The organism is Burkholderia aenigmatica (assembly GCF_902499175.1).
GTDB classification, from domain to species: Bacteria; Pseudomonadota; Gammaproteobacteria; order Burkholderiales; family Burkholderiaceae; genus Burkholderia; species Burkholderia aenigmatica.
Genome location: NZ_CABVQC010000076.1, coordinates 14,221 through 32,278, shown reverse-complemented (window position 1 = coordinate 32,278; position 18,058 = coordinate 14,221). Strand labels below are relative to the sequence as shown.

Below are 18,058 nucleotides of genomic sequence, written 5' to 3'. Positions count from 1 at the left end.
CGCAATGACTGAATAGGGCGAGGCTGTAACGCGTCGTCAAAATGAGGACAACGATGAGCGATTTGAAGAGAGATGGCCGCAGTAGTGGCCGAAACAGTCTGCTCGAAATGGTCATGAACTGTTTGGGCACGATCCGGGAGTGGCTCGATGATGTGACCGTGACGGACATCATGATCAACCGCCCGGACGATGTCTGGGTTCAGCAGGGTGGGAAGAAGTTCTGCAGCGGGGCGAAGATCTCGACCGCCCAGATCGAGGCCGCCATTACGCTTCTCGCTTCCAATTCGGACATCCAGGTGAGCAACGAATCGGCAGACGCGATCGTGAGTACGAAGCTGCCCGGTTTTCGTGTGGAAGCAACACTCCCGCCGGTCGCGGTCGATGGCCCGACCATCGCGTTTCGTCGCAACAACATGATCGTCAAGGCGATGTCCGAATGGGTCGAACAGGGAGCTCTGCCCCAGGAAGTGGCGGACATTCTTGTGGATACGGTACGTCGTCGGCTCGGCGTCGCGATAGTCGGAGGTACGGGTTCGGGCAAGACAACATTCGCTAACACCCTGCTGGGATGTTTTCCGCCCGACGACCGAATCATCACCATCGAGCAGGTTCCGGAACTCGTCGTCAAGTCGCCGAACAACGTGCGGTTGCAGATCAACCCGCAGCTCAAGGTTACCGCTAAACGCCTGCTGGAGAGCGTGCTGCGGCAAAACCCTGACCGAATTGTGCTCGGCGAGGCCCGCGGGGCTGAAGCAAACGATCTTCTTCAGGCGGCCAATACCGGCCACGAAGGTCCGTTGGTGACGTTGCACGCGAATAACGGTGCGGAAGGCCTGACTCGCTTCGAGGACATGGTGGCGCAATCTGCTGATGCTCCGGATAGCCGGGAAGGCATTCAGGCTCGAATTGCCAGTGCATTCCAGGTGATGGTCTTCATGAAGTTGGTCGGCGACGACCGGATCGTGGCAGAAGTAGTAAAGGTCGACGGCTTTGATCGGCAGTCGAAAGAGTACAAAACCACTCTCATCTATAGGAGTAGCAGATATGAAACGTTTGATGTCCCGATGCTCGGCGGCGATCAAGGCGAGCTCGCCCGAGCAGCGTAGGGTCGTACTCGGGTCGTTGCTGGCTGTCGCGCTGGTCTCGTCGTCGCAGGCCTTCGCGACGCTGACGCTGCCGATTACCGGCATCCTGTGCGACTTCTTCAACCTCATGACGGGCCAAGTCGGCTACGCGATCTCCGGGATCATCGTGGTGATCCTCGGCATCATGTGGGCGGCAGGCGAAGTCAGTGGATGGGTCGGTCGTGGTCTCGCCGTGATTGTCGGCATCTCGATCGCGCTGCAGGCGGCAACGTGGCTCGGAGCGATCCAGACGGACGGTGGCGGTACGGGCAGCGGCTGCTCGGGCGCGTAAGGGGGATGAGATGGATTACGAACCTCGAACCACAGTAATCCACTCGTCCCTGATGCGTATCAAGACGATCGCCGGGGTGGAAGAGCGCCTCGCAAAAGTCCACCTGGCGATCGCGATCGCAATGTTGGGAGTGTGGCGGATCTGGCTGTACTTCCCGTTTTGCGTAGCAGTGCACCTTTTCCTGGTGTGGCTGACGAAGCGTGACGAGAACATCTTCCTGATCTACACGCAGTACAGCCGACAGTCCGACGTCTATGACCCCTGGGTCCGGATCGATCGGAAATCGAAAGTCAAACGGCCGCATGGCTTTGGGCGTGACATCTTATGTTGAGTATCAAGGCAGTCCTCGGCTCATATCTGAAATCGGTAAAGAGTTTTTCGGAACTCGTACCGTGGATGGGTATGAACGCCGCAGATATGGTGTTCAACCTCGACGGATCGATGATGGTCGTGTACGAGGTTGCGGGTATTGATGCCGAGGGCCGTCTCCCGATCGAAACGGATGGGTTTGTCGAAAACTTTGAGCGAGCTCTCAAGGGATTTGATGAACATATCCTGGTTTGGTCCATCATGGACCGCCGTCGGACGGAGTACTATCCGGACGCTGATTTCCCGACGGCGATAGGCAAGTTCTTGGATCTGTCGTGGAAACAACACCTGTTCGGCCAGCGGCAGTACGAGAACCGGCACTATTTTGCAGTGGTCTACCGCAATCTCGGTGGCTCGGGCGGCTTTTTCGACAAGCTGACGAATCACATGGATCGGCACAAGGTTGGGATGCTCAAAGCCTTGAGTGCGATCCTGTTCTCCGCCACTTCGGCGAAGAAGAACGCGGCGCTCGCGTTCGAGCAGTTTGACGCACACGAAACTCACTTTCGCCAGATCCTCGAAGAGTTCGAAACGACGGTGAACTCGCTCGGCTTCCGCCGACTGCAGAGCAACGAGTTGATGACGTTCATGCACCAGCGTGTGAGCCCGCCGAACGATCACCACCGCGTGGCAATCCCGGATATTCCGGTTTACCTCAATACGTACCTGCCGGACTCGACGCTTCGACGGAAGAAAAAGCACCTTGAGTTCGAGGGCGACGTCACGCGCTACGTGGGCGCCATGAGCGTGAAGAACTGGCCGAACATCATCGCGCCGGGCGTGACTGATCCGCTACTGCAAATTGACGGTGAAATTACCGTCAGCCAGTGCTTTGAGTTCTGGGGCAACGAACGCGCGAAAAAGTATATTCAGGCCACGCAGGACCATTTCATGGCCAGCACCAAGCGTTGGACGACGCATTTGGTGGAACAGATGACGAAAACGGAATCGGACAAGATCGATGCCGGCAAACTCGCGTTGGCCGAAGACGCGTCGTCTGCGCTGGAAGATCTGACGGCGCTCGACCGTGCCTACGGGCACTACAACATGACCATTCTCTGCTACGGCGATACCGAAGAAGAGATGGAGCAGACGCTGAAAGACGTCGGCAGCACGATGCGCACCGCTGTCGGTGCGAAGGTGGTCCGCGAGCGAATGTACGCGCTTTCGGCGTTCACGGCGACCTTGCCGGGCCAATGGGCAAACATCGTCCGATGGGGCTTCATCAACGTGGGGAATCTCGCGGATCTGGCACAACTCCGCGCGATTCGGACCGGTGAACGTCGAAACTCGCACCTGTCGGGGCAACTGCAGCGGCCGATTCCGGCTTTGGCACTTTTGCCGACCGAGCACAACGTTCCATTCAACTACAACTTCCACCAAGGGGACTTGCCTCACTTCTTCGTGGTGGGCCCGTCACGTTCGGGTAAGACGACGCTGCTCAATTTCCTGATTTCGCAGTTCTTCAAGTATCACCCGTGCAATGTCCTGATCTTCGATAAGGACTACTCGTGCTATGTCGCCTCGGGTCTTCAGGGCGCGAAGCATATCGACATGAACCCCAGCACGGGCAAGGCACCTCGCATGAATCCCCTGCGCGTCGTGAACGATCCGACTAAGCGAGGATGGCTGATGCGTTGGTTGCAGTTGATCGTGACTCTTCGGCAGTACGAGTGGAAGACCGAAGACGAGCTCGACATGAACAAGGCGCTCAACATGCTGGCCGATCAGCCGGCGGAGAACTGGCGACTGTCGCGCCTCGCGGACTTCATGAAGGCGATTTCAAACGACCTGTACAAGGAGTTGCAGCCTTGGCTTGAGGACGGTGGCACATATCCGCATTTCGATAGTTCGGAGGATGACTTCAAGCTGTCGTCTTTCACCGACGTTGAGATGGGAGGGCTGCTCGAGGATGAGATCCTGGCCCCCGTCTTTATCGACTACGCGTTCTTCTGCATCGATGAGATGCTGGTTCTTGATCCGGAGCAAGGGATCAAACCGACTCTGATCTACCTCGAGGAGGTTTGGTATCTCTTCAAGAACAAGAAGCTGCGTGAGCGCTTCGACAACTGGCTGCGCACACTCGCCAAGAAAAACGCAATAGTCGGGATGACTACACAGTCGCTTAAGGAAATCGCTGACAGCGACATCTTCACCACGATCATCGACAACATTCAGAACCGGATTTTCCTGCCGAACCCGAGCGTGATGGCCCACTTGGACCTGTATCGCAACAAGTTCCAGCTCAACGACGAGCAGATCGAGCGCATCCGGACAGCGACGCGGAAGGTGCAGTACTACTTTGTGAATCCGGAGGGTATGTCGCGCATGGCAAACGTCCGTTTTCCGCCGGAGATGCTGGCGTGCCTTCGGTCGGATCAACTCGCGATTCAGAAATACAAGGAGTTCCGGGCCAAGCTGGTGCCGGATTGGGAAGAACAGTACATCGAGGAAATGGTGCGCTTGGGGGAGGTCGCAAAAAATGAATAAAGTCGTCGCAGCTTTCCTGGCTGTCCTATTTTCGGGTTCGTGTTACGCCGGCGGTATGCCAGTGTTCACGGGCGGTTTGGTGTTCGATCCGACCAACTACTCGCAGAACATTATCAAAGCCGCGCAGACCGCCCAGAAAGTGATCTTGCAAGGGCAACAGTATGCGTTGCAAATTCAGCAGTACGAGATGCAAGTCAAGCAGTTGGCGGCGATCAATCCGCAGCAGCTTGCTGCGTTGGGCGGGGCCACCGTTGCCGATTTGCTGGGTGTGAACAATTACGTGTCCAGCCTGCAGAACGTCGTTGGTGACTTGAAGAATGTGTCGACTGCGTTGAACTACCGTTTCACGGAAGCGCAACTGTCCGGACAGACGTGGCCTCAATATCTGGCATCTCAGCAAGCTGCGATCAAGGCCCGTCTCCAGTCGGCTCAAATTCGTGCTCAGAACGAAGCCGCGATGCTTCAAGCAGTGCAGAACGACTACGCGATGGCAGCGCAGTGGCAGTCTCGAATTCCTGCCACGATGGGAACGAATGAAGATGTCCAGTTGCTGAATACCCAGATGAACCGAGTGCTCATGCAAAACTCGCAAATCATCAAGATGCTCGTCGACAAGAATGGCGCACTCAAGGCGAATAGCGAGGTCGATGAACTGGGTAGAAGGAATCAGGACGCTGCGGCACGGACTATTTTCAATGGCGCCATTCAGCAGGACAACCAGAATAGCCAGTCGTTGATCAACGGCCTGCAGTAGTTCTCACACGATACGAAAGGAATAGCCATGAAAAAGATTTTTGGTGCCGTACTGTTGATGTTCGCTTCGACGACGACGTTTGCCCAGTACATTGTTTTCGATCCGTCAAACTACGCGCAGAACCTGATGACGGCGGCGCAAACGGTCCAATCGGTTCTCAAGACTGCACAGCAGTACTCGACACAGCTCCTTCAGTATGAGAATGAGGTCAAGCAACTCGCATCGATCGGTCCGGAGGCATTGAACACGCTGAAGAGCGTCGGCAACCTCAATCTGACGAATATCAACGGCTACATTAATTCGCTGAATTCGCTGTACGGCAACCTGTCCGGAATGTCGAGCCAGATCGCTACTCAGTTCTCGGCCGCCCAGCTGAGCAACATGACGTGGGATCAGTTTATGGCGAAGCAAAAGCAGGATATCCAGAACGGTATTGGTGCTGCGCAGATTCGTGCTCAGAACGAGGTCAGTACGCTTAATGCCATCCAGCAGGACTATGCGATGGCGCAGCAGTGGCAATCGCAGATCCCGACAACATCGGGCATCCACGAGTCGATGCAGTTGATGAACCAGCAGATGAACCGGGTTGTCATGCAGAACGCCCAACTGATGCAGCAACTCCAGTCGACGAACGGTAGCGCGAAAGCGGTGGAAGAAATGAACAAGGCTATCGCGAAGCAGCGCAACAACGATGCACTTCAATCGATCGACCAGACCATCAGTACGGACAACGGAAACATGAGCTCACTGGTCAACGGCTTGAGGAACGGTTCGCCAATCTACAGGACCTCCGGCAGCGGATCGACGAACTGAAGGGGCCCGCCTGGTGCGCAGGCGGGTGAGTGGCAGTTAGGCGAAATGTCTCAAAGGAAGCCGGTATGTTCAGCGTGAGTATGCAAATATCATCGAAAAGATCGTCCGACCGAGCCGGGATATTCTGGCTGCTATCGGTTGTGGCGTTTATCGCGTGCATGCTTTTCTCGATCTCGACCTTCGCGCAGAGCTCAGGCTCGTCCGGGATTTCGATTTCCGCGGCGGACTCGGGTTTCGTCTCCCAGGTGACGAACGATCTGAATCAACTGGAAAGCACGATTCAGTCAAATTTCAGCAATATGAGCGGTACCTTGGCTGCGGATGGTGCCGAACTGGAGTGGGTGCTCTTCAGCGTGATGTTCGTCTGGACCGCGATCACTGGAATGCTAAAGGGCGAGTCTTTGGGTGAGGTCTTCGCGCAGATCATCATCCAGATCCTAATGCTCGGCATTGTGATGGCGTGCCTGAATTCGAGCTCGCAGAACGCGCTTACGCAGACCTTCTCCCAAATTTCAAACCAGTTTGGCGCTGGTACAAATTTGTCCGGTGGCTTCAAGAGTTTTTTCACCGCGATCTCCAGTCTTTGGGCAAGTGCGGACGGAAGCTCGACGTCGTCGGGGTCGAGTGGGAGCAACTGGTTTTCGTCGCTCTTCCATACGATCGGTGATTTCGATCTCGGCTCGATTCTCGCCGGACTCGCAATTGTGATTCTGAAATTGGCGACGACCGTTATTGTGGCTGGCGCCGCGGCGTTGTGGGCAGGAAATTACATCCTCTCGCAGATGAAGGTATACATCGGCTTGGCAGTTGCGCCCGTGATGGTGCCTTGGCTCCTGATGCCGTACACCACTTTCCTGTTCGATGGGTGGTTGAAGTACATGATTGGCGCCGGCATGATGCAGATCGTCGGCGCAATCATGATCAAGATGACCAACACCTTGATGACCACCATGACGACCGTTGCGCAGGGGGCGACGGCCACGAACGTCATTCTGTATGTGGTCCTGGTCGTACTCGCTCTGGTGATCGCCTACATGATGTCGGAAATCAACGGCATTGCGATGGGCCTGCTCCAAGGCGGTTCGCGGGTTGGCATGGGCTTTAGCGCCTGGTCTAGCGTGAAGAACTGGGGGCCGCATAGGGGCCTTGGTTCGGCCGCCCAGCGCTCGGGTCAGCTTGCGGGTAAAGGTGCTCGCGCGGCCGGTCAAGGCCTCAAGTCGGCCGGCCAGGCTGCGCTAAACCGGATTCGGGGTGGCGGTGGCGGGGCCCGTGGTGGCGGTGGGAGTAGTGGGTCCAGAAACACGATGGCCTCGGGCGGCGGTGTTCGGGCAACCATGGCGCAAGCACGCGGTGGCAGTACGTCCAAGCGCTAATTTATCGACCTGTTGATAGGCACTTGAAAGGAATTGCATGAGCACCACCGGGGCAGAAGGCGACGAACGCGAGACGAAGAGGACCTTTCGAGAAGCATTTGTGGAAACGCTACACATGCTTCGCGCGGGTCCGGATACAGAAGAGGAATGGGATTCGAGGGAAAGCCAGTTGCACGCAATGGTTCGGGAGTCCGTCCCAAGTGCGATCGGCGTAACGCTGGCGCGGACGCTTATTGAGCAGCCGGTTGTCTTTCTCGTGGGGATCGGTGGGCTCATCTTGTGGACCGTCTTGGAAGCGATCCCCTTCATCTACCGCCTTCTCTTCTAGTCACTCGTGGGGGCTTGTTTCCGGATCGCCTTCACGTACATTAGGGGGTAAGGAGACCGGAAACATGACCACCCTCTACCGAACCATTCTGTTTGCTGCGCTTGCCTGGTATGGCTGGTACTACAACACCAGCCTGAACGTGGACCATTCGTCACGCAGCGCCCAAGTTCACTTCGATTCGGCTCGTTCGCCGGCGCATGGAGGCGAATGATGAACGGGCATTATCGTCGATCGAACCCTCTCGATACACTTCTCGGCCTGGCGGTCATCGCCCTTCTGGCGTTCGCGGTCCTGTCAGCGATTGCATGGGCCTGGGAGACGTGGCAGCTGCTCACGTCGAACCAATCGGCGCATGACGTGGTTCTGTACGGCCGAGTCGCATCGGTCGTCATTGTGGTCCTCGGGCTTGCGGCTATCCGATTCCGGGCTATCGCTTACGTGGCAATCACTGTCTTTGCGTTTAGCTGGATCGCGCTGATGTCGGGTCATGCGGAGGCCGGGGAGTTCTGGGGGTTCGCAGGTTTCCTGCCGATTCTCTCGGTCTACCCGTGGCTGGCCCGGAAGTTCCCTGAGGCCGCCGATGGTCGGGAGCGCGCCATGGTCGTGAACAATCCGCAAGAAACAAGCTCTACGCCGCTGCCGCATCTTCCGGTTGCAACTCCGCGAAAGACGCTTGATTCGCTCGTGGGGATGGAGGATCTAAAAGATCGCCTCCGCGGCGCCGTGTCGGACATTCTGGCGAAGCGCTCGGAGGGCGAGGACCCGCGCAACGGTATCCTCCTGCACGGCGAGCCGGGGAATGGCAAAACAGAATTTGCGGAGTGCTTGGCCGGTGAATTCAAGCTTCCACTGATCAAGCTGCGAAACAGCGACGTGGCCAGCCGTTGGAAGAACCAGACGACGGAAAGCATCGTTCAGGCGTTTGCGGACGCGAAGGCACACGCTCCGTGCATGCTCTTCATCGACGAAGCCGATAGTCTGCTCGTCGACCGGGCTGGGATGGCCGAGGCAGGCGGTGAGGAAGGGAAGATCACGAATGCACTGCTGACGGAGCTGGTAGACATCCGTGCGCATCGTGTCGTCGTGGTTGCTGCAACGAACTACCTCGACAAGCTCGATGCTGCCGGGATGCGCGAAGGACGATTCGATTTCAAAATCGAAGTTCCGACGCCGGATGAGCCCGCCCGTCTCGCACTTCTCGATGCCTCCCTCAAGCGTTATGTGCCGTATGTGGAAATTCCGCACGCAGCAGTGGAACGTGCAGCCAAGCGTTGGGTCGGCTATTCCAGCAAGCGTATTCAGTCGGTTGGTGAGCAAATTCGGGAAGTGAAGCGAAAGACCAATCGGAATAGCTTTGACTTCGACGATTTGATGGCTGCGATGCGAGCTCTGCAAGGTCGCGCAGGCAAGATCCCTGAGAATACGAAAGGGCTGGACGAAATTATCCTATCTGTCGCGTCGAGCAAGCGTCTGAAGGCGATCGCAACCCGTATGTCAAAAATCAGCCAGATCGAGGAGATGGGCGGCAAAGCGCCGACTGGTATCGTGTTCTATGGTCCTCCGGGAACGGGCAAGACCGAAGCGGCTCGGGCTCTGGCAAAGGCGACGGGATGGGCGTTCTTGCAGACCACCGGCAGTACGCTGATGGCTGATCCGTCGTCGTGGGATAAGCTGATTCGCGAGGCCAAAGACATTCGTCCGGTGATCGTTTTCTTGGATGAGGCCGACGATATTCTCCGCAACCGCCAGATGTCCAGCGTCTCTGCCCTGACCAACAAGGTCCTGGTCTCGATGGACGGCGCGGCTGGCAAAACACCGGATATCGTTTTCGTCGCAGCCACGAACTTCGTGGACGATATCGATGAGGCTGCGATGCGCGGCGGCCGCTTTACCGAGAAGGTACGTTTCGATCTTCCTGATGAAGTGGGTATCGAGACATACGTTTCGGGCTGGCTGGAGAAACGAGGCATCGAGCCGTTGAACAGCTTCGTGGCTAGCGTGGTGGATGCCCTGAAAGGGGAGTCGATTGCAAACGTCGACGCAATCCTCCAGGAAGCTGTGAACCAGTGTGCCGTGAGGATGCTGGATGGCGAGGAAGCTAGTCTTACGGTCGACGACATTGTGGAGGCCCGGGAAACAATTTCTCGCAACTGATCTGAGTGCTTTCGCGATCGGGGCAGGTCCTGTTTCCACGGGCCTGCCCTTTTCTTTTGACGTTAGTCGAGGAATGTTACGGTCACCATCGGACATCCGAGTAGTCCACCCGGGGAAAGGACCCCTTCTTAGGCGTTCTTTTAGAATGGTTGACCACTAAGCCCCCATGTTTTACTTCCTGCTAAGAAATCTCGGAGCGGGGAGCATGCTGTTCAATCGGAAAGAAAAACCAGTCGACGCGCTGATGGCGGGAAATGCCGGGCCGGTCACGGCATACGACAAGGCCAAGCGCGAATTCTTCGAAATCATCGGCACAAGCCAGGCCAACGCCGCGCGATGGTTCATCATCGCCGTGGTCATGGGTTTGGGCTTGGTCGTCATGGCGGCGGATTTCTATCGTCTCTTGCCACTTAAGACGATCGTTCCGTGGATGGTGCAGCCGCAGGCCGATGGTGCGATTGCCAACGGTGGCGCTGTCGCCGCTGTGCAATTCACCCCGAATCGCAACATGCGCTCCTATTTCCTCAGGCATTGGGCGGAAAAAGCGCTCACCATCGACCAGTACACATCGCAGAAAGATCTAAAGGCCGCGCAGGCGCTTTGTCGAGGTGCAGCCGTCGGCGAGTTTGCCCAGATGATGAGGGACGACAACCCCTTCGGCAAATTGGCGCTCAACGCGCAGTACACACGTGTCGTTCACGTCAAGAGCGTTGACCCAGGCGAGAACGGTGTCGGCTTCATCTTTTTGACGACCGTCGCCGGTGGCGGTACGGGCGATCCGGATACGAAGCAATATCGGATTACGGTCCACTACGCAATTTCCGCGCCGAAGAGCGAGGAGGATATTGCGAGCAATCCCGTTGGCCTCTACATCACCCACTTCGCCCGCGTCGAGGACTTTTAATGATGTCGTTCATTGTGAGAATTCTCGCCGCGATTCTGTTCCTCGCGGGTCCGCTGAGCGCCCATGCGGTGTTGATTGCAACTCCGCTGCCGGGTGACACCAGACTCGTTCGTTTCGACTTTGATCCGAACAACACCTATCAGATCCTCACTCGCCCCAAGGCTGTGACGGATATCCAACTGGAACCCGGAGAGGTTGTGAAGGGCGTTGCCCTCGGCGATTCGTTCTCCTGGGACTGCGAAACAGGCGTTGCAGGCCACATCTTCATTCGGCCGAAGTACGACGATGTTGTGACTTCGGGCACGGTTGTTACAGACCATCGCACGTATCAACTCATGCTGCGCTCGACGGAATCGGACGTGGGCAAGTGGTACCAACGGGTTACGTGGGGATATCCCGGCACGTCGATGTTGCAACCGCTCGCGACGACTGCTGCTCCCAAGGCATCTGGAGTGGGACCGACCGCAAACGACCCGCTGACGCGCGGCGTCGACGTCGAACAGTTGAACTTCGACTACCGCATCAGCGGCAATGCTCCGTTCAAACCCGTGCAGGTGATCGACAACGGCACGTTTACGTGGATCCAGATGCCCGCCAACATTCAGGATTGGCCGGCAGTTTTCTGGGTTACGCCGGATAACCGTTATGCGGCACTTGATCCAGTTGTCGACGGGAAATATCTGAAGGTCACGAAGGTCATGCACAAGTTCCTGCTGAAGATCGGCAAGGAAGAAGTCGAGATCACGAACAACAAGGTCGCTCAATGACCAACAAGTCGATCATCGATCCGGAAGCCAACGATGGAGGCTTGCCCAAGAAGAACATGCACTGGAAGATCGTGCTTCTTCTTGCCGCGGTCGTCCTGGTGGCCGCTTATATCAAGTTCGGCGGAAAGAGCGTGAATCGTCACGAATTCAATCCGACTCCTCCTCATGCAACTGAACTCGGTCCGGCGGCGGATCCGTCATCCATTGACAAGGACAAGGCAGCCGCGGAACAGAGTGTTCAACTCGAGAAGATTCAGGAAGGCAGGCAGAAGGCAGATGCTCTGAAGAAGCAGCAAGAGCTGCTGGCTGCTCAATCGGCGAATAGTGGCCGGATGGGCGTGGCGCCAGCGCAAACCCCCGGCGGCGCTTCCTCAACGGTGGGGCTACCTCCTGCTGGTGCGTTGCCCCCGTTACCACCGACGATGGCCTCGAATGGGGCGAAGGGCGGTCGAGCCGTGGCTGATCCGGACCGCGAGTCTATGATCAGAAACTCGCCTGTCTTGGTGAAATCGAATGCTGGTCAATCGGGATCGGCTCAGGGGAATATGCCGCCGGGTTATGTTCCGCCTCAGATGAGCGACCTCCAGCGGAGTGAACTCGCGAGTGCTTCGGACATGAGCAATATTCTGAAGCACATGCCGGGAATGCAAAGTGGCAACAACCCCGGGACGGGCGCAACAGCGAACTCGCAATGGCTGACGGATTACAACTCGAAGCTCTCGGACCACTCGGCTGAAACAGCGTATGCGCCTCCGGCGAAATATTACGTGCGCAGCAATACCCTCATTCAAGCGGTTACGACGCGAATGGTGGATAGCGACCTTTCGGGCCCTATCGAGATGCGCGTAGTCAGCGATGTCTACGACTCTGTTACTGGCACGCAGGTCATGATTCCCGCAGGGTCGTCGATCAGCGGCGGGAACAACGGGGATATCCGTCTTGGCCAGTCGCGGATTGAGGTTGCGGTGGGTCGTATCTGCCGTCCGGATGGTGTTTGCGTGGACACACCGAGTTCGCAAGGGGCGGATTCGGGCGGCGCAACGGGTCTGTCTGGCGATGTGAACAACCACATCCTGCAGATTTTTGCGACGGCCATCATCCCTGCCGCGATCGCATATGCGACGACGCCGAAGAATAGTGGCAATAACAACGTTTATGCGGGTAGCAGTTCGCCGCTCAACGCCGCTGGCCAGATCATGGTCCAGACGTCTCAGTCGGTGCTGAACCGCTACAACAACATCCCGCCGACGATTACCGTTCCCCCGGGTTCTCCCGTGAGTATCGTCCTCGGGAAAGATCTTGTGCTGCCGCCATACCATAGGTGAGATCGTGAAACTCAGTTTGAAATCCTTCGCGCAACTGCGCTTCATCGTTGCCGTTGTTTCGGGGCTGGCCATGTCCGCGTGTGCCACGGCGCCGCTGCCGGCGGCATCGAATCAGAACTACGACTTCGCGTATCGAACCACTGGCGGGTCTGACGTTCGTCCGAGTCAGGTGTTCGATGATGGTTCGAAAACCTATTTTCAGTTCCCTGTCGGGAAGACGGCACCGGTAATTCAGCTCGACGATGCGGGAGATCACAAACTGCTCGAGCCGAACCAGGAAGGCATCTACTACACCGTGCCGTTCGTCGCGAATCGCTTTGTATTCCAGCGAGGCCAGGAGACCGGGGTCGCAGAGTACGACGGTCCCAAGCCGCACGCGGTCGACATGTCCCGGGTGAATCAGCCTGGGACGGTGCCGGCGTCGCACGTCGATATGGACGGCCTGTACGCCGTCACGCAGCGCAACCGCCCGGTGTACGTGCACCAGGCAATGCAGGCGAATAGCTATGCAACACCAGTTGTTGGGGACAATGCTTCGTGGGCTACGGAACTTCCGACGGAAGACAAGTTCGATGTCCAGTTCAAGCGCGGCAGTTCGAAGCTTTTGGTTCCGAAGCGATCTGCATCGTCGGAGATTTTGTCGGCCGCAAAGAAGGCGAGTCGCGTCGTCATTATGGGTCGCGACGACGACAGCATGATGGAAACGCTGGCAGAGAATCGCGCGGGCGCGGTACGAGACTGGCTTGTAAAAAATGGCGTTCCGCCGAGTGTGATCAACGTGACTGCTGATACTTCGGGAGCTGATGGACTCGACGCCGAGATTCGCGTCTACAGCAAGCCGGCGCAGGTTCCGGTGAACTACGCGTCGCCCGATTCACCGGCGTTCAAGGCGGATGCAATCAAGGCGGATGTTCAAGCGGGTGTGCTCTCTCGCGAGGAAGGGGCTCGACGTCTCGCATCGCTTGCCGGCTACGGGGATTCCAGCAATGGAGATAACTCGAGCGGAACCGGCGGGATCTCGCTTCGCTCAACCTTGGCGGTATTCGCGGAGAAAGAGCACTACCAGCTTACGTGGGGTGTGGGCGTCGTGGACAAGAAGATCACGGTTCCGCCGGTTGACCGTGAGCCGAATTTCGACGCCAAGCTTGTTGATCTGGGTAAGGCGGGTGCGGGCGCATGCAATCTCGGGGTGGACAAGGAGGCCAAGTTGATCTACGCGGAGCCGGATCTTGGCGGCCTGGCGAAAATTAATGGGAAGGCCGGGATCGAGACGCTCAGCGAAGCCAATTCTGTCCTGACGGTGAAGCTGCGGACGTCGCCGAAAACTATGTACGCCGTCGATCGTGTCGACAACTCGGACATTGCCGTGAAGTGGACGGATCCGACCGCATTCACGATGCCCGTACGGGAGAAGATGGAACTCACCCTGGACGGCAAGACGCTGGATCTGACTCACGTGGGGAACAGCCGCTACGTGGTCGTGCTTCAACCCACTGCCGGGACTACGACGAAATGAAGAAATCGACTTTACTGCGGCGTGGGGCCGCTGCCGCTCTCGCCCTCGTAGTGCCGTTCGCGGCGGCGCAGGGGCACAAGAATCAAGCATTCGTTCCTGGGGCTGCAGCTGCGGCCGTTGCTCCAGCATCCGGAGCTGCTGTCACCGTTGCCAATGATTCATCCGTCGCTATGGTATCGGCCGGCGGTGATACAGCGGTTCCTCGATCGACGCAGGAGTTCGCGGTTCGAGCGAGCGATGAAAATTTCCGGAAACTCATCGTACGCTGGGGGCACGAGGCTGGCTGGAATTCCGAGTGGGATGTCGATCGTGACATCGACATCACTGGCGAGTACACGTGGCGGAACATGTCATTTGTTGATGCCGTTCGGGCGACTTTGAAAGCCACCGAGCGTGGCGACCTTGCCGTGCACGGCTGCTATTACGCGAATAACTGGGTGCAGGTGGTACCTCTGACGACGCCGTGTAAAAGGTAGCAGCGTGCAGTCGAAGTCGCAGGACGAGGGCGCCGACGGCGCCCTTTCACGTTTCTGGTCAACCGGTTGCCTCGAGTGATATTCCGAGTTGTGGCGCCGTCATTCGGGCTGGAAAGGTGCCCGCAATAGGCGCTGTTTCTGCGTAGTTCAACCCTCTGGTGCGTGTTTTACTTTCTGCTAGGAAAAAGGTAAAGGTCGGGCGTCGAACCGCCACTCCCTTGCAGGAGCATCGATACCGACGTGGCCTTAATGACGCCCTGGTCGACAAGACCGACGATACCAAGGTAGACCGATGAAACGTGAGATGAAATGCCTCGTGCTTGTGCCGCTTGTAGCTGCCCTGACTCTTTCGGGATGTGTGTCGCCCACTTTGGAGAGGGAGACGAAGGGAGCAGCTGAGGAAAGCTCGAGGATCCAAGCGGAATCACGACAGAAACTGTTCGATCAAATCGCGAACTCGGAACAAGTGCGTGAGCGAGACGAGATGATTGATACGCCATTTCTCGCGGGGAAGGCAGTCGCGTTGAGTCGCGAAGTCGTGCTTCCGCGCGCACTGCAGAAGAATGTCAATACGGACATGATGTTCCCTGGCCGGCGCGTGTCGCTTCCGGTGGCCGCGGAACGGATTACGTTGTCGACTGGTATCCCGGTGAAGATCGACAGCGACGTCTATCTGCCGGCGTCGGCCCTCCTGCCCCGCGGCCAATCGAGTGAGGACCTCAAGAGCGCCGGGGCTGGACAGGGAGCGGGCATGGCGCCGGCGGCGCCTCTGCCGACGGCGGCAAAAGGAGTGCTTCCGCCGATTCCCACGACGGGGGAGGGCCTGGGTGGGTTGCAAGGATATTCGGGCTCGGCCTCGATCGATACGCCGATGGACGTACAGTTCGAACCGGGCGAGATGGCATTGTCGCGCACCCTCGACCTCATCGCGACTCGGCTCGGAATCAACTGGAAATACGACGATCAGAAAGGCGTGATCCGTTTTTACCGGATGGTCACGAAGACTTGGTTGCTGCCGATCAAACCCGGATCGATGTCCTATACGACGGCGTTCAACGGTTCGACGCAGCAATCGAATAATACGAACGCGCTGAATACGCAGTCGCAGCAGCAGGACTCGCCGATCAAGAGTGAAGCGACAAACATCAGCGAGGTGAATTCGGTCAAGGCGTCGATCCAGACGATCATGACCCGCGCTGGCTCGATCTCGGCGGATCCTGCGATTGGCTCGATCACACTCACGGATACAAAAGAGGCGGTCGACAAGGCAGAAGATATCATCAAATTCCAGACGCAAATTCTGTCGAAGATGGTGCTGGTGCGGCTCCAGATGATCCAGGTGCACACAACTGACACCGGTCAGGCAGCGGTAGACTGGAACGCTGTGATGACGAAGGCCCTGCAAAGCATTCCAGGATTCCAATTGTCCTCAATTTCACCCGTTTCGCTCATCGGTCAAAACGGCGTCAACAACGCGGGGCAGTTCGGACTGAGCATTACGAGTGGCGCGTTCAAGGGTACGCAGGCCATCGTTCAGGCGCTTCAGGAAATCGGGCGGGTATCGACGTCCACTGAGATCCCGCTGTCGATTCAGAACCGGCATGGCATGTACTACAACGTGCGGCAGACGTTCTCGTACGTATCCGCGACGACGCCCGCAACGTCCACTGCCGGTGGAACTGGCGGGATCCCGGGTATCACGACATCGCAGGATCAGGTCGGATTCAAACTGATGCTGTATCCGAGCGTAACCGCCCATAACTCGATCAATTTGACGGTGTCGATCGACCAGTCGACGTTGCAGTCACTACAGACCTTCACCTCGGGATCGGGATCAAATCAGCAGTCCGTCCAACTTCCGAACACAAGCGGCGAGGGTGCTACCGTCGACGCGATTGTACGCAACGGCGGAACGCTCATTTTGACGGGCTTCGAGCAAAAGACGAATCAGTTCGATCGACGCGGTCTCGCTCCGAACGTTCCGTTGATCGCTGGCGGCTCCAAGACTGCTGACTCTGAGCGTGTGACCACCATCATTATTCTGTCTGCCGCTGTTCAGGACGCTGACTCATGATTATTGACGTCAACGGGAAAAAGGTTGCATTTGGACTCGCGTGGAAGCGCCTGGTTGGCGGTGGTACACCCGAGTCGATGGCGATCGCGCGGGCCCGAGAACATAAGTCGGTGCTGATCTGGACTGACGATGAAGCTCTGCAAGTCGGATTACTGCCCTCTGCGGACCTGACTGAGAAGGACGTTGGCGCGGTCAAGGTTCCCGTGTTCGCGGCGGCAAAGGTCATCTCGCGGATCCCGGGACTCAAGAAGAACGTGTTGCTGGCGTTGAACAATCCCAACAAGACCGGGACCTTCATCCTGGTTGGGATCTACAAAGGCAAACCGCGTGACAAATTCGACCTCGCCGACATTTCGGGCGAAATCCTGGAGCAAAAGGTCGCCGAGTATCGGGATCTGCTGAAGAACGAACCGTTCGATCTGATCGGGGACGTTCGCGGTATTGAAGGAATCTATTCGACGCCGATTGGGGTATTGGCCGAGCACGCGGACGAAGGCAGTGCAATGCATCGCCCCAAGGCCCAGGTTCCCGTTCGGAAGGTAGGGATCGCGGTTGGCATTGTGCTCGCGTGCTTTCTTATCGCAAAAGTGGCATCCCCGGTGCTTATGAAGAAGTGGCGGGATTACCACGACCCCAAGCAACCCAATCCGCAAAAGCTTTACGACGACGTTATCGCGCAAACGCGTTTGATGCCGAGTCTCAAAGCGACGGACCTTGCTCCTTGGTATCAATGGTTCCGCGAGCTCCCGTGGGATGTCGGCGGATGGCGTTTGGCAGGCACATCGTGCTCGTTCACGCCGTCGGCGGTGATGGTTTGCGCAATCGACTACAAGCGCGCGTTGACACAAGGTACGTATAAGACGTTTGTCGCTGCGTTGCCTGAGCAGTGGAAGCACGCTTACAGGTTTGATCAGGATGTCATACACGTGCAGGCTACATCGCCAGTCGGACCTATTGGAAAGATTGGTCAATTCCTCGATCAAGGGCCGACTGAAAACGCGGTGACGATGGATTTCGGTTCTCAGCTTCAGGGATATCAGGTGGCGGGGAAGTTCACGATCACGCCGTTCGGATTGTTCGGTGCAGACGGACTCGACGCAAGTGCGCTGCAGAACACATACAAAGTCGCAACTTGGAGCATGGATGGACCAGTTCGTGACTTTGAACTGCTTGCAAAGTTTCCACCGTATGCGTTGGTCTCGTCGATTGCAGTTGTGGTGCAGTCCGATCCGCAGTCAACGATTGACAACTCGATGTTCAAGGCAACTGTTAAGGGCCAAGTACTGATCAGGGGATAGG

General features: G+C 57.3%; 17 protein-coding genes. All 17 read left to right on the top strand.

What is annotated here, in order from left to right; translation table 11 throughout:
* Positions 1 to 53: 53 nt before the first annotated feature.
* Positions 54 to 1,106 (top strand): CpaF family protein, encoded by a 1,053-nt coding sequence (locus BDO18943_RS35975; protein ID WP_089454651.1) that lies wholly within the window; start codon positions 54 to 56, stop codon positions 1,104 to 1,106.
* A complete protein-coding gene (locus BDO18943_RS35970) occupies positions 1,057 to 1,416 on the top strand; it encodes a TrbC/VirB2 family protein (RefSeq protein ID WP_235996277.1) in 360 nt (119 codons plus the stop codon). The genes BDO18943_RS35975 and BDO18943_RS35970 overlap by 50 nt, the downstream gene beginning before the upstream one ends.
* Before the next feature lie 10 nt (positions 1,417 to 1,426).
* Positions 1,427 to 1,747: a VirB3 family type IV secretion system protein gene (locus BDO18943_RS35965; protein ID WP_042975973.1), complete on the top strand. Its 321-nt coding sequence runs from the start codon at positions 1,427 to 1,429 to the stop codon at positions 1,745 to 1,747.
* Entirely contained in the window at positions 1,741 to 4,275 is a 2,535-nt protein-coding gene (locus BDO18943_RS35960; protein WP_089454650.1) for a VirB4 family type IV secretion system protein, read from the top strand. Before BDO18943_RS35965 ends, BDO18943_RS35960 begins: the two co-directional genes overlap by 7 nt.
* Positions 4,268 to 5,029 (top strand): conjugal transfer protein, encoded by a 762-nt coding sequence (locus tag BDO18943_RS35955; protein ID WP_089454649.1) that lies wholly within the window; start codon positions 4,268 to 4,270, stop codon positions 5,027 to 5,029. The genes BDO18943_RS35960 and BDO18943_RS35955 overlap by 8 nt, the downstream gene beginning before the upstream one ends.
* 27 nt (positions 5,030 to 5,056) lie before the next feature.
* Positions 5,057 to 5,842, top strand: a complete 786-nt coding sequence (locus tag BDO18943_RS35950; RefSeq protein WP_089454648.1) for a conjugal transfer protein — start codon at positions 5,057 to 5,059, stop codon at positions 5,840 to 5,842.
* A gap of 158 nt (positions 5,843 to 6,000) precedes the next feature.
* Entirely contained in the window at positions 6,001 to 7,215 is a 1,215-nt protein-coding gene (locus BDO18943_RS35945) for a type IV secretion system protein (RefSeq protein WP_235996276.1), read from the top strand.
* Between the two features lie 37 nt (positions 7,216 to 7,252).
* Positions 7,253 to 7,543 (top strand): hypothetical protein, encoded by a 291-nt coding sequence (locus tag BDO18943_RS35940; RefSeq protein WP_025496640.1) that lies wholly within the window; start codon positions 7,253 to 7,255, stop codon positions 7,541 to 7,543.
* Positions 7,544 to 7,607: 64 nt separating this feature from the next.
* The gene (locus BDO18943_RS35935; protein WP_171030073.1) at positions 7,608 to 7,754 is read left to right on the top strand and encodes a hypothetical protein; all 147 of its coding nucleotides are present in this window, start codon (positions 7,608 to 7,610) and stop codon (positions 7,752 to 7,754) included.
* Positions 7,754 to 9,697, top strand: a complete 1,944-nt coding sequence (locus tag BDO18943_RS35930) for an AAA family ATPase (RefSeq protein WP_025496639.1) — start codon at positions 7,754 to 7,756, stop codon at positions 9,695 to 9,697. The genes BDO18943_RS35935 and BDO18943_RS35930 overlap by 1 nt, the downstream gene beginning before the upstream one ends.
* A 205-nt stretch (positions 9,698 to 9,902) precedes the next feature.
* Positions 9,903 to 10,601 (top strand): type IV secretion system protein, encoded by a 699-nt coding sequence (locus BDO18943_RS35925; RefSeq protein ID WP_025496638.1) that lies wholly within the window; start codon positions 9,903 to 9,905, stop codon positions 10,599 to 10,601.
* Positions 10,601 to 11,368, top strand: coding sequence for a TrbG/VirB9 family P-type conjugative transfer protein (locus tag BDO18943_RS35920; protein ID WP_025496637.1), 768 nt, complete (start codon positions 10,601 to 10,603; stop codon positions 11,366 to 11,368). Before BDO18943_RS35925 ends, BDO18943_RS35920 begins: the two co-directional genes overlap by 1 nt.
* Entirely contained in the window at positions 11,365 to 12,693 is a 1,329-nt protein-coding gene (locus BDO18943_RS35915; RefSeq protein ID WP_089454647.1) for a TrbI/VirB10 family protein, read from the top strand. Before BDO18943_RS35920 ends, BDO18943_RS35915 begins: the two co-directional genes overlap by 4 nt.
* A gap of 4 nt (positions 12,694 to 12,697) precedes the next feature.
* Complete coding sequence (locus tag BDO18943_RS35910; protein WP_049813612.1) at positions 12,698 to 14,209, top strand: TrbG/VirB9 family P-type conjugative transfer protein; 1,512 nt, start codon at positions 12,698 to 12,700, stop codon at positions 14,207 to 14,209.
* Positions 14,206 to 14,685 (top strand): TcpQ domain-containing protein, encoded by a 480-nt coding sequence (locus BDO18943_RS35905; protein WP_025496618.1) that lies wholly within the window; start codon positions 14,206 to 14,208, stop codon positions 14,683 to 14,685. Before BDO18943_RS35910 ends, BDO18943_RS35905 begins: the two co-directional genes overlap by 4 nt.
* Before the next feature lie 484 nt (positions 14,686 to 15,169).
* The gene (locus BDO18943_RS35900) at positions 15,170 to 16,759 is read left to right on the top strand and encodes a type II secretion system protein GspD (RefSeq protein WP_235996275.1); all 1,590 of its coding nucleotides are present in this window, start codon (positions 15,170 to 15,172) and stop codon (positions 16,757 to 16,759) included.
* The gene (locus tag BDO18943_RS35895) at positions 16,756 to 18,057 is read left to right on the top strand and encodes a hypothetical protein (protein WP_025496616.1); all 1,302 of its coding nucleotides are present in this window, start codon (positions 16,756 to 16,758) and stop codon (positions 18,055 to 18,057) included. The genes BDO18943_RS35900 and BDO18943_RS35895 overlap by 4 nt, the downstream gene beginning before the upstream one ends.
* The last annotated feature ends 1 nt before the right edge of the window (position 18,058 follow it).

Excerpts from the sequence above, each read along its gene's own strand:
- BDO18943_RS35975 (WP_089454651.1), top strand. The coding sequence starts at position 54 with ATGAGCGATTTGAAGAGAGATGGCCGCAGTAGTGGCCGAAACAGTCTG.
- BDO18943_RS35970 (WP_235996277.1), top strand. The coding sequence starts at position 1,057 with ATGTCCCGATGCTCGGCGGCGATCAAGGCGAGCTCGCCCGAGCAGCGT.
- BDO18943_RS35965 (WP_042975973.1), top strand. The coding sequence starts at position 1,427 with ATGGATTACGAACCTCGAACCACAGTAATCCACTCGTCCCTGATGCGT.
- BDO18943_RS35960 (WP_089454650.1), top strand. The coding sequence starts at position 1,741 with ATGTTGAGTATCAAGGCAGTCCTCGGCTCATATCTGAAATCGGTAAAG.
- BDO18943_RS35955 (WP_089454649.1), top strand. The coding sequence starts at position 4,268 with ATGAATAAAGTCGTCGCAGCTTTCCTGGCTGTCCTATTTTCGGGTTCG.
- BDO18943_RS35950 (WP_089454648.1), top strand. The coding sequence starts at position 5,057 with ATGAAAAAGATTTTTGGTGCCGTACTGTTGATGTTCGCTTCGACGACG.
- BDO18943_RS35945 (WP_235996276.1), top strand. The coding sequence starts at position 6,001 with ATGCTTTTCTCGATCTCGACCTTCGCGCAGAGCTCAGGCTCGTCCGGG.
- BDO18943_RS35940 (WP_025496640.1), top strand. The coding sequence starts at position 7,253 with ATGAGCACCACCGGGGCAGAAGGCGACGAACGCGAGACGAAGAGGACC.
- BDO18943_RS35935 (WP_171030073.1), top strand. The coding sequence starts at position 7,608 with ATGACCACCCTCTACCGAACCATTCTGTTTGCTGCGCTTGCCTGGTAT.
- BDO18943_RS35930 (WP_025496639.1), top strand. The coding sequence starts at position 7,754 with ATGAACGGGCATTATCGTCGATCGAACCCTCTCGATACACTTCTCGGC.
- BDO18943_RS35925 (WP_025496638.1), top strand. The coding sequence starts at position 9,903 with ATGCTGTTCAATCGGAAAGAAAAACCAGTCGACGCGCTGATGGCGGGA.
- BDO18943_RS35920 (WP_025496637.1), top strand. The coding sequence starts at position 10,601 with ATGATGTCGTTCATTGTGAGAATTCTCGCCGCGATTCTGTTCCTCGCG.
- BDO18943_RS35915 (WP_089454647.1), top strand. The coding sequence starts at position 11,365 with ATGACCAACAAGTCGATCATCGATCCGGAAGCCAACGATGGAGGCTTG.
- BDO18943_RS35905 (WP_025496618.1), top strand. The coding sequence starts at position 14,206 with ATGAAGAAATCGACTTTACTGCGGCGTGGGGCCGCTGCCGCTCTCGCC.
- BDO18943_RS35900 (WP_235996275.1), top strand. The coding sequence starts at position 15,170 with ATGATTGATACGCCATTTCTCGCGGGGAAGGCAGTCGCGTTGAGTCGC.
- BDO18943_RS35895 (WP_025496616.1), top strand. The coding sequence starts at position 16,756 with ATGATTATTGACGTCAACGGGAAAAAGGTTGCATTTGGACTCGCGTGG.